Origin of the sequence: Amycolatopsis balhimycina FH 1894 (genome assembly GCF_000384295.1) — a bacterium.
In the GTDB taxonomy this organism is placed as follows: Bacteria; Actinomycetota; Actinomycetes; order Mycobacteriales; family Pseudonocardiaceae; genus Amycolatopsis; species Amycolatopsis balhimycina.
This window is the reverse complement of sequence record NZ_KB913037.1, coordinates 9198768-9211181: the sequence shown is the minus strand read 5'-3', so window position 1 is coordinate 9211181 and position 12414 is coordinate 9198768. Positions and strand designations below refer to the sequence as shown.

The window sequence follows — 12414 nt, the reverse complement described above, 5'->3', positions numbered from 1 at the left end:
TCTGCTCCTTATGGCGGTCATTCGCCGGCCAGCCCGGCCTCGAGTAGGTCCATCTGGTCAGGTGAGAGAGCGACGAGCGTGCCCTCGCCGGGCTCCGGCGCCGGGGTGGTCCCGCCCTCGGCCGCGAGTTCCTGGACGATCACCGCCAGCCGTTCCGGCGTCTTCTCGTCGAACACCTGCCACGGGGTCAGTTCCAGCCCCGTCCGCCGAGCCCGGGCCGACAGCTGCATCGAGGTGATCGAGTCGCCGCCGAGTTCGAAGAAGCTGTCGTCGGGCCCCACCTGGTCAAGGCCGAGCACGTCCGCGAAGAGCGCGCACAGCCTCGCCTCCATGGGCGTGCGGGGGGCCCGCTTCGAGGACATCCCGGCGAAGTCGGGGGCTTGCAGCGCCCGGTGGTCGAGCTTGCCGTTCGGGGTGAGCGGCATCTGCTCCAGCGACACGAACGCCGCGGGCATCATGTACTCCGGCAGGCGTTCGGCCGCCAGCTCGCGCAGTGCCGAGGCCAGCGTGCCGTTCTCGGCGGCCGCGTCGGCCGACGGCACGACGTAAGCCACCAGCTGCTTGTCGCCCGGGCCGTCCCGGCGGACGGACACCGCCACCTGGCCGACCCACGGGTGCTCCGCGAGCACGGCCTCGATCTCGGCGGGCTCGACCCGGTACCCCCGCACCTTGACCTGCGCGTCGACACGGCCCGCGAAGAGCAGCTGGCCTTCCCGGGTCCAGCGGAACAGGTCGCCCGAGCGGTACATCCGCTCGCCGGGGGCGAACGGGCTGGCCACGAACCGTTCCGCGGTCAGGCCGGGACGCCCGAGGTAGCCGCGCGCCAGCCCGACACCCGTGATGTAGAGCTCGCCGACCACGCCGGGCGGCACCGGCTGCAGGAACGCGTCGAGCACGTAGTGCCGCACGTTGTGGATCGGGCCGCCGAGCGGGACCTGGTCGTGCCCCGGGGACAGCGGGGCACTCATCGTCGAGCAGATGGTCGTCTCGGTCGGCCCGTAGGCCTGGATCACCCGGCGGCCCGGTGACCAGCGGTCCACCAGCGCGGGCGGCAGTGCCTCGCCGCCCGTCAGCACGGTCCGCAGCGTGTCCGGCAGGTCGTCCTCGCTCGCCAGCACACTCGGCGACACGGTCAGGTGCGTGATGCCCGCCCGCCGGATCGCCTCGCCCAGCGTCACCCGGGGCGGCATGCTCGCCGCGTCCGGCAGCACCAGGGTCGCGCCGGCCAGCAAGGCCATGTAGAGCTCGGACACGATGGCGTCGAAGCCGGTCGCGGACAACTGCAGGACCCGCGAGGACGACGTCACCGCCATCCGCTCGATGTGCGCGTACCCCAGATTGGCGAGCCCGGAGTGGGTCACCAGGACGCCCTTGGGCACCCCCGTCGACCCGGACGTGTAGATCACGTACGCCGCGTCTTCCGGTGCCACCGGCGGCAGCTCGACGTCCGGGTCCGCGGCGGGCAGCTCGTCCAGCACCAGCACGGTGCCCGCGAACTCCGCGGGCACGGCCGCCCGGGTCGTCTTCGTGCACACCATGACCCCGGGTGCCGAGTTCGCCAGCATGAACTCGACGCGCTCACGGGGATAGTCGGGGTCGACCGGCACGAACACCCCGCCGGCGAACGACACGGCCATCATGGTCACCGCCAGCTCGGCCGAGCGCTCGACCAGGACGCCCACCCGGTGCTCGCGCCGCACGCCCGCCCCCACGAGCAGCCGGGCCAGCGCTTCCACCTCGCCGAGCAGCCCACCGAACGTCAGGCTCCGCGCCCCGTCCTCGACGGCCACCGCATCCGGTGACCGCTCCGCCTGCCTGCGGAACAACACCGGCAGCGTCTCCGCCGCCAGCGGCACGTCGGTCCGGTTCCACTCGTCCACGACCAGACGGCGCTGCTCCGGGCCGATCAGGCCGACCTGGCCCACCGGCGTCCACGGCTCGGCCACCACCTGCTCGAGCGCGCGGAGGATCGCCGCGACCATCTCCCCGGCCTCGGTCCGGTCGACCACGTCCGGCCGGTAGATGAACTCACCGCGGACGGGGCCCGCCGCCACGGACGCGCGCATGGACAGCGGGTAGTGCCCGGTGTCGTTCGGGATCCCCACCGGGCGGATGACGAGCGCGTCGGGGTCGTCGGACCTCGGCGGCGCGGGCGGGTAGTTCTCGAACACCACGATCGTGTCGAACGCCGCCCCCGGCCCGGTGAGCTGCTTGATCTCGGGCAGCCCGATGTGCTGGTGCGCCATCATCGCGACCTGCCGCTCCTGCAGGTCCTTCAGCATGTCGACGACCGGCTCGGCACCGGTGAGGCGCGCCCGGACCGGCAGCATGTTCATGAACAGGCCGACCGCGGACTCGACGCCGGGGATCTCCGGCGGGCGCCCCGCGACCGCGGCACCGAAGACCACGTCGTTCCGCCCGGCCAGCCGGGCCAGGTGCAGTGCCCAGACCCCCTGGAAGAGCGTGTTCGCCGTGACGCCGTGCCGCCGGGTGAACTCGACCAGCCGCTTGCTCGTCTCGTCGTCGAGTTCGAACGCGACGCGTTCGGGCTCCAGGGGCGTGATGATCGAGCCCGGCGGCACGACGTGGGTCGCCTCGTCGAGCCCCGCGAGCTCGGTCCGCCACGCCTGCCCGGCCGCCCCCTTGTCCTGGCGGTCGACCCAGGCGAGGAAGTCACGGTACGACGTCGCGGCCGGCAGCGTCCGGCCGTCACCGCCTGCCTCGTACGCCGTCAGCACGTCGACCAGGATGAGCGGCAGGGACCAGCCGTCGGCCACGATGTGGTGCGACGTGAAGATCAGCCGGTACCTGCGGTCACCGAGGCGCACCAGGTGCAGGCGCAGCTGCGGAGCCTTGGTCAGGTCGAACCGCTCGGCGTGCATCCGCGCCGCGAGGCGGTCGAACTCCGCGAGCGCTTCGCTCTCGGGCAGCCCGGACAGGTCGGTCTCCCGCCAGTCCGGCGGCACGTCCCGGGCGATCACCTGCACGGCCTCGCCGGATTCCAGCTGGTGGAAACTCGCCCGCAGGGCGGGATGCCGGTCGAGCAGGACCGTCCAGGACGCCCGGAACCGGGCGACGTCCAGCGGGCCGTCGATGGCGAGGGTGCGCATGCTCGCGTAGACGTCCGGGCCGCGGTCGTCGGCGGCGTGGAACAACAGGCCTTCCTGCAGCGGGGAAAGCGGCCAGATGTCGAGCAGGCCCGGCACGGCGGCCTCGAACTCCGCCACCTCCCGCTGCGTCAGCGCGGTGAGCGGGAAGTCGGACGGCGTGTGCCCCCCGGGGCCACCGGCGGCCACGTGGGCGGCCAGGCCGGCCAGCATGTCCAGCCACGCCTGCGCGAGCGACTCCGCCTCGGCGTCGCCGAGCATCCGCCCGGCCCAGGTCACGGTCAGGGTGAATTCGGGTCCGTCCGGGCCGTCCACCACGACGGCGTCGATCTCCACGACGTGCCGCAAGGGCGTGTCCTGCTCCGCCGCACCGCCGACGATTCCCGTGATCTGCCAGGGTTGTGCCTCGCCGCCGGACCCCGCCGAGAAGCGGCCGAGGTAGTTGAACCCGATCTCCGCCTTCGGCAGCGCGGCGAGGACCGGCCCCGTCTCGGCGTTGAGGTACCGCAGCATCCCGTAGCCGAGCCCGCCGTCGGGCACGGCTCGCACGTTCTCCTTGACCTGCTTCAGCAACCGGCCCGCCGCGTCGCCGCCGGCGACCGCCTCGGCCGGGTCGACCCCGGTGACGTCCAGCCGGAGCGGGTGGACGTCGGTGAACCAGCCGAGTGTCCGCGACAGGTCCAGTTCCCCGAGGGGCTGACGGCCGTGGCCTTCGACGTCCACCACGACGGCCGTGCCGCCGCGCCAGCCCGCCACGGCGCCCGCCAGGGTGGCCAGCAGCACCTCGTGGACACCACAGTGGAAGGCCGAGGTGACCTGTTCCACGAGCACGCCCGCGTGTTCCCGGGGCACGGTCCAGGACCGGCGTCCCGCGGTGGACACGGTGTCGCGCCGCGGATCGAGCTCGCCCAGCCGGGACTGCGCCCCGTCGAGGATCTCCGTCCACACCGCCAGTTCGCCGGTCCGGATCGCCGCCTCGCCGTCCAGCGTCCGCGACCAGCGCCGGAACGAGACGTCCGGCGGATCGAGCGCCGGCTGCCCGCCCGCGACCACGGCTTCACAGGCCGCCTGCAGGTCCGGCAGGAGGGTTCGCCACGACACGACGTCGACCACGAGGTGGTGCGCGGCCACCACGAGCCGTCCGGCGCGGCCCGGTCCGGCGTCCACCCAGACGGCCCGGACCAGCACGCCGGCCACGGGATCCAGGCGTGCGGCCGTGTCGTGGGCGCACCGGTCCGCGATCTCGGCGAGATCACCGTCGCCGGCCTCGACCCGTTCGACCAGCGCCGCCGCGTCCACCGTGCCCCGCCCGGCCACGACCAGCCGGGGTTCCACGCCCTCGCTCTCGACGATCCGGCTCCGCAGCATGTCGTGCGTGTCGATCACCGCGCCCAGCCCGGCGACCAGCGCGGTCACCGAAAGGTCGCGGGGCGCTGCCACGCTGACCCACTGCGCCATGGCACCGCGGGTCAGCCCGGCGGGATCGCGTTCGAGCAGTGCCCGCACCACCGGCGTCCACGGAACCTCGCCGACGCCGTCGGCGACGCCGGCCGGGCGGCTCTGCCCGCCACGCTCGGCGACCGCCGCGATCCCCGCGGGCGTCTTCTGCTCGAAGACCTGCTTCGCGCCGAAGACGAAGTTCTCGCGACGCGCGCGGGCGGCCAGCCGCATCGAGAGGATCGAGTCGCCGCCCAGCTCGAAGAAGCCGTCGTCGGCGCCGACCCGCTCCAGCCCGAGGATCTCGGCGAACAGGCCGCACAGCACCCGCTCGGCCTCCGTGCGCGGTTCGCGCCCGGCCGCCTTCCCGGCGAACTCGGGGGCGGGCAGGGCCGCGCGGTCGATCTTCCCGTTGAGCGTCAACGGGAAGCTCTCCAGCACCACCACCACCGACGGCACCATGAACTCCGGCAGCCGCGTCGCGAGGTGCGCGCGGACCGCGGCGGATTCCAGTGCCGATCCCGCTTCCGCGGTCACGTACGCGATCAGGCGCTTCTCGCCGGGCTGGCCTTCCCGCGCCACCACGACCGCCTGCGCGACGTGGGGCACCTCGGTCAGCGCCACCTCGACCTCACCCGGCTCGACGCGGTAGCCGCGGATCTTCACCTGGGAGTCGGCGCGGCCGGCGAACACCAGCTCGCCCTGGTCGGTCCAGCGAGCCAGGTCGCCGGTGCGGTACATCCGGCCGCCGCCGGAGAACGGGTTGGCGACGAACCGCTCCGAGGTCGCCGCGGTGTTGCCCAGGTAACCGTGCGCCAGGCCAGCGCCGGCGAGGTAGAGCTCGCCGGTCACGTTCGGCGCCACGGGCTGCAGGAACGCGTCGAGCACGTAGGCCTGCCGGCCGGCCAGCGGCCTGCCGATCGGCAGGACGTCGCCCGTCGCGGCCCCCGGCTCGAGGACGAGCCAGGTGGCGCAGAGGGTGATCTCGGTGGGGCCGTACAGCTGCCGGACCCGGACGTCCGGGCAGGCCTGGCGCATCCGCACGACGGACGCGAGCGGCACCGCGTCCCCACCGGTCAGGATCTCGCGCAGCCCGATGAAGGAGTCCGGCGATTCCTCGGCCACCGCACGGAAGGCACCGGCCGTCAGGTGGACGGTGGTCACGCCGCGGGAGACCGCTTCGCGCAGCCGTTCCGCGTCGACCGTGCCCGGTTCCGCAACCAGCACGCGGGCTCCGCTGACCAGCGGCACCCAGATCTCGACCAGCGACGCGTCGAACGCGTGCGACGCGTGCAGCAGCACGCAATCGCCGGGGCCCTGCGACCAGCCCGGGTCGCTCGCCAGCGCCGCCACGCTCCCGTGCGGCACCGCGACGGCCTTCGGCACGCCGGTCGAGCCGGACGTGTACATCACGTAGGCCACGTCGTGCGCTCCGACCGTGACCGGTGGCGCCTCGGGCCGTACTCCGCCGATCACCGGCAGGTCCACGACCACCGGCTCGACCCCGTCCGGCACCGCCTTGCGGGTCGCTTCCACGCAGACCGCGACCGACGCGCCGACGTCGGCCAGCATCCGCTCGATCCGTTCCGCGGGGTAGTCCACGTTCACCGGTACCTGCGCGGCGCCTGCCTTCCAGACCCCGAGCAGGGCGACGAACAGGTCCGCGCCGCGTGTCATCACCACGCCGACGCGGTCACCACGCCCCACGCCGATCCCGGCCAGGTGCCCGGCCAGCCGGTCGGACTCGCGGTCGAGGTCGGCGTAGGACAGGGTGCGTTCCCCCGCCACGACCGCCACCGCGTCCGGCGAGGCACCTGCCTGCCGCCGGAACAGCTCCAGCACGGACGTCTCGGCGGCCGCTTCGCCCGTCGAGTTCCAGCGTTCCACCACCGCCGCGCGCGTCGGTTCGCTCGTCACGCCGAGGCGGCCCACCGGCAGCGAAGGCTCGGCCACCACCCGTTCCAGGACCCGCACGACCTGCCTGGCGACCTCGGCGGCCGTCGCGTCGTCGATCCGGTCGGGCCGGTAGGACACGGTGATGCGCAGGCGGTCCCCGAGGCTGACGTTCATGGTCAGCGGATAGCTGGTGCCGGTCCGGGTGACGACCGAGCTGATCGCCACCCCGCCGTCGCCGCCGAGACCGGCGGCGTCGTGCGGGTAGTTCTCGACCATCACGATCGTGTCGAAGATCGCGCCGGTCCCCGCCACCTTCTGGATCTCCGGCAGCCCCAGGTACTGGTGCTCGGTCAACGCCGCCTGGCGCGCCTGCAGGTCTTCGAGCATCTCCAGCACCGGCCGGCGGCCGTCGAGCCGCACCCGGGCCGGGACGGTGTTGATGAACATGCCCACCATGCGCTCGACATCCGGCACGTCCGCCGGACGCCCCGACACCACCGAGCCGAACACCACGTCGGTCCGGCCGGCCAGCCGCGCCAGCACCAGCGCCCACGCGCCCAGCACGATCGTGCTCACCGTCAGCCCGTGGCCACGGGCGAAGCCGGCGAGTGCCCGCGTCGCCGGCTCGGGCAGCCATTCGGCGTGCTCGTCCGGCATCACGAGCGTCTTGCCCGCGTCGGCGTCGACCAAGGTCGGTTCGTCCGCGCCGGCGAGCTCGGCCCGCCACGCCGATCGGGTCGCCTCCGCGTCCTGACGGCTCAGCCACGCCAGGTAGTCCTGGTAGGACGGCGGCTTCGAGGAGCTGCGGCCGCCCGCGTAGCCGTCCGACATCTCCCCCACGACGAGCGGGGTCGACCAGCCGTCGAGGAGTACGTGGTGCGAGGTCACGACGAGTCGGTGCTCGTCCGCACCGAGCCGGATCAGCAGCAGCCGCAGCAGCGGCGGCCGGGTCACGTCGAACCGCCGGCCCTGGTCCTCGGCGAGCAGCCGCTCGACCTCCGCGGCCGCCTCCGCCGCATCGAGGTGCGACAGATCCGCCACCCGCCACGGGATGTCGGCCTCGCGCACGACGACCTGCACCGTGGCGCCGGACCCCAGCTGGTGGAAGCCGGTCCGCAGCGAGGCGTGCCGGGCGAGGACCTGGTTCCAGGCCGCGCGCAGCCGGGGTTCGTCGAGCGGCCCGTCGAGGTCCAGGATCCGCTGCGTCTGGTAGACGTCGACGCCGTCCTCGTCGAAGGCCCGTTCGAAGAGCATGCCTTCCTGCAGCGGCGACAACGGCCAGATGTCCGTCAGCCCGGGCGCCGCGGCCTCCAGCTCCGCCACGTCCCGCTGCGTCAGGTCGACCAGAGCGAAGTCGGCGGGCGTGTGCCCGCCCGCGCCGGGATCCGCGGCCACCGCCGCGAGACCGGTCAGCATCTCCAGCCAGGCCTCGCCGAGCCGCTCCACCGTGGCGAGGTCGAAATCCCGCGTGTCGATGGCCAGCCCGAGCCGGGGGCCGGCCGGCGTGTCCTGGAGTTCCGCGCTGACCTCCACGGCGTGCGCGAGGACCATGTCCGGACCGCCGCCGAGCGGCCCTCCGCCGTTGGGCTGCCACGCGGTGTCCTCGGGAGCGAGGACAGTCCGGCCGAGGTAGTTGAAGCCGATCTGCGCGGACGGCAACTCGGCCAGCCTCGCCCCGGTGCCCGGGTTGAGGTGGCGCAGCAGCCCGTAGCCGGATCCGTCGCCGGGCACGGCCCGGATCTGCTCCTTCACGGCCTTCAGCAACTGCCCGGCAGGCCGCTCGCCGTCCGCCGCGCCCGCGAGGTCCACATCGGACAGTTCGAGACGGACCGGGTGAACGCTGGTGAACCAGCCGACGGTGCGCAACAGGTCCTCGCCGTCGGCGGCTTCGCGACCGTGCCCTTCCACGTCGACCAGCAGCGCGGCGCCGGAACCGCGCACACGCGCCACCGCACCCGCGAGCCCCGCCAGCAGAACGTCCTGGATCCCGCAGTGGAACGCGCCCGGCAAGACAGTGACCAGGTCTCGCACCTCGGTGCCGGACAGGCTCGTGGACCACGAGTGCGACTGCCCGGTGTGCTGCCCGGTGTCCTGGGGCAGTGCCGGTTCCGCGCCTTCCACGACGGCAGCCCATTTTTCGAGTTCGGCCACGGTGCTTTCGCTGAGCGCCCGCGCGGTCAGCCGGCGCGCCCACTGCCGATACGACGTCACCGGGGGTTCGAGGGCCGGGGTCCCGCCGGAGATCACCTCGTCGTAGGCCGCTCGCAGATCCGGCAGCAGGATCCCCCAGGAGACCGCGTCGACCGAGAGGTGGTGCGCCACGAAGGCCAACCGGCCCGGCTCGGCGTCCCCGGCGTCGATCCACACGACCCGCGCCATGATTCCCGCCGACGGGTCCAGCGTGCCCGTCGCCGTCCTGACCTCGCGCTCGGCGATCTCGTCGAGGCCGCCGGTCCCGGCGGCCACCCGCGTGAGCAGGCCGGCCGCGGCCACCGCGCCGCGCTCGGGCACGATCAGCCGTCCGTCCGGCTCCACCCGGGCCCGCAGCAGGTCGTGCGCGTCCAGCACCGCCTGCAGGGCGCTCACGAGCGCGTCCGGGTTCACCCCCGCCGGGGTGACGACGACTCTCACCTGCGCGAAGCCGGGGCGCATCGCGTCGTCCCCGAGGGCACGCATCACCGGCGTCCACGGGATCTCGCCCACGCCCGTGACGACCTCGGCGCGTGGCGTCGCGCCTGCCTCCTGCGCCAGTGCCGCGAGGCGTTCCGGCGTCCGGTGCTCGAACACCAGCCGCGGGGTCAGCGAGATCCCTTCGCGACGCGCACGCGCGGCGACCTGCATCGACGAGATCGAGTCGCCGCCCAGCTCGAAGAAGCTGTCGTCGACGCCGACGTGGTCGAGGCCGAGGACGTCGGCAAACACTCCACAAAGGACTCGTTCGGCCTCGGTGACCGGCTCCCGGCCCGCCGACTTCGCCGCGAAGTCCGGTTCGGGCAGTGCCCGCCGGTCCACCTTCCCGTTGACCGTCAACGGCAACTCGTCCAGCACCAGCACCGCGGCCGGCACCATGAACTCGGGCAGCGTCCCGGCGAGCTGCTCGCGCAGCCGCACCGGGTCGGCGTCGTGGCCCGCTTCGGCGACCACATAGCCGATCAGGTGCTCACCCCGCGGGGTCACCACGGCCTGGCCGACGCCGGGCAGGCCGGCGAGGACCACCTCGATCTCGCCGGGCTCCACGCGGTACCCGCGGATCTTCACCTGGTCGTCGGCCCGCCCGGCGAACGCCAGCGCACCCTGCTCCGTCCAGTACGCCAGGTCCCCGGTGCGGTACATCCGCGCACCGGAACCGGAGGGATCGGCGACGAACCGCTCGGCCGTCAGCGCCGGGCGGCTCGAATAGCCCTGCGCCACACCGGCTCCGGCGACATACAGCTCGCCCGCCACGCCCGGCGGCACGGGCCGCAGGAACGCGTCGAGGACGTGGACGCGCCGCCCGGCGAGCGGACGTCCGATCGGCAGCACCGATCCCGTCTCGTCGCCGGGTTCGAGCAGCCACCACGTCGCGCACAGCGTGGCCTCGGTCGGGCCGTAGAGGTGCCGCACCCGCACGTCCGGACACGTCCGCCGCACCCGCTCGACCGCCGCCAGCGGCACCGCGTCCCCACCGGTCAGCACCTCGCGCAGCCCGGCGACCGCCTCCGGCGACTCGTCGGCCAGCACCCGGAAGGCCCCCGCGGTCAGGTGGGCGGCCGTGACGCCACCGGCCACGTAGGCCGCCAGCGCCGCGCCGTCCACCGCGCCCGGTCCGGCCAGCACCACCCGGGCACCCGACAGCAGCGGCACCCACATTTCGAACAACGAGATGTCGAAGGCGTGCGAGGCGTGCAGCAGCACGGCGTCACCGGGGCCCACCCGCCAGCCCGGCTCCCCGGCCAGCGCCGCGACGTTGCCGTGCGACACCGCGACGCCCTTCGGCGTCCCGGTCGATCCGGACGTGTACATCACGTAGGCGAGGTCGTCGGCGCTCGTGCCTGCCGACAGGCGAGGGCTCTCCGCCACCGCCTGCCGCGTCCGGGGATCGTCCAGGACGATCGGCTCGGGGCAGGTGTCCGGCACGGCGGCCCGGTACGCTTCCGCGCACACCACCGCCGCGGGCCCGGAGTCCGCCAGCATGAACTTCCTGCGTTCCACCGGGTAGGCGGGGTCCACCGGAACGTACGCCGCGCCCGCCTTCCACACCGCGAGCAGCGTCGCGATCAGGTCGGGTGACCGGTCGAGCACCACGGCCACCCGGTCTCCGCGCCGGACTCCCCGGCCGTTCAGGTAGCCGGCGAGCCGCTCAGCGCGCTCGGCGAGTTCTCCGTACGACACCGTCCGATCGCCGTCGACGACCGCCGGCTCGTCGCGGCGGTGCGCCACCTGGTGCCCGAACAGATCCAGCGCCGGCAGGCTCGGCGGCGCCGAGGTCGAGGCACCCCATTCCCCGGCCACCAGGGCCCGCTCGGCCGCGGTCGTCACCTCGACGCCGGCCACCGTGAGCTCGCCCGCGCCGGTCAGCTGCCGCAGCACCCCGGTGAACCGCTCGAGGATGGCGAACGCGGTTTCCCGGTCGAAGAGCTCCGTCAGGTAGTCGAGCTTGAGGTACATCGACTCGCCGGGGACGGCGACCAGCGTCAGCGGGTAGTGGGCCGCCACCCGGCCCTGGTTCACGTGAATGCGGAAGGTTCCCGCGGAGTCCGATCCGGCGGGCCCGTGGTGGAACTTCTCGAAGACGAGCAGCGTGTCGAAAACCGCGGCGGGACCCGCCGCCTGCTGGATGTCCGCCAGCCCGACGAACTGGTCGGGAATGAGCGCCGACTGCCGTTTCTGCAACTCCGCCAGCAGCTCGACGACCGGCGTCGAGCCGCGCAACCGCACGCGCACGGGAACGGTGTTGAGGAACAGCCCCACCATCCCCTCCACACCGGGCAGGTCCGGCGGGCGCGCCGACACCGCCGCCCCGAACACCACGTCCGGCCGGCCGGCCAGCTGCGCCAGCACCAGCGCCCAGGCGCCCTGCACCACGGTGTTCAACGTCAACCCGTGGCGACGGGCCAGCTCGGCCAGCGAGCGCGTGAGGTGCTCCGGCAGGTGGGCCTCGACGCTCTCCGGCTCGGCGGGTGCCCGCCCCGGATCGGCGGGCACCACCAGCGTCGGTTCCTCGGCGCCGCTGAGCTCCGCGGTCCACGCCGACAGCGCGCGTTCCTTGTCCTGCCGGCTCAGCCACGCGAGGTATTCCCGGTAGGACGGCACGTCCGGCAGCGCCGACGCGTCACCGCCCGCCGGGTACAGCACCGACAGCTCGTCGATCACGATGGGCAGCGACCAGCCGTCCATGATCGTGTGGTGGCAGGTCACCACCAGGCGGTGCGCGTCGGCGCCGAGCCGGATCAGGGTCAGCCGCAGCAACGGCGCCTGCGCGAGGTCGAACCTCGTCGTCCGGTCCTGCTCGGCCAGCTCGCGAACGGCCTCCTCGGGGTCGTCGAGGTGGGAAAGGTCGACCTCCCGCCACGGCAGTTCCACCTGCCTGGCGATGATCTGCACCGTCTCGCCCGACTTGCGCTGCCGGAAACACGCCCGGAGCGGGGCGTGCCGGGCCAGCAGCGTCTCCCACGCCGCACGCAGCCCGGCCGCGTCCACCGGTCCGGCCAGGTCGAGAATCCAGTGACCGATGTAGACGTCGGGCCCTTCGCCGTCGTAAACCGCGTGGAAGAGCAAACCGGCCTGCAGTGGCGACAGCGGCCAGATTTCCTCGATCCGCGACTGGCTCATCAATATCTCCCTGGATCAGCAAAGGGCTGGGAATCGTCGTCGAACTCAGCCTTGAATTCCTCGATCTCGTGGTGATCCCGGTCGAGGAGGGCGACGTCGGCTGCGGCATATCCCCCGAAGAGGATCATCCGCCTGACCGGCCGGACCCGACAACATGTCCAGC

1 protein-coding gene is annotated in these 12414 nt (G+C 73.4%); it reads right to left on the bottom strand.

Annotation, left to right across the window (positions count from 1 at the left end):
- Window positions 1-17: 17 nt before the first annotated feature.
- A complete protein-coding gene (locus A3CE_RS0142500) occupies window positions 18-12251 on the bottom strand; it encodes a non-ribosomal peptide synthetase (protein ID WP_020646208.1) in 12234 nt (4077 codons plus the stop codon).
- Between the last annotated feature and the right edge of the window lie 163 nt (window positions 12252-12414).

What these genes read in the sequence shown, in the direction of transcription:
- A3CE_RS0142500 (WP_020646208.1), bottom strand. Translation starts at nt 12,251, where the DNA reads ATGAGCCAGTCGCGGATCGAGGAAATCTGGCCGCTGTCGCCACTGCAG.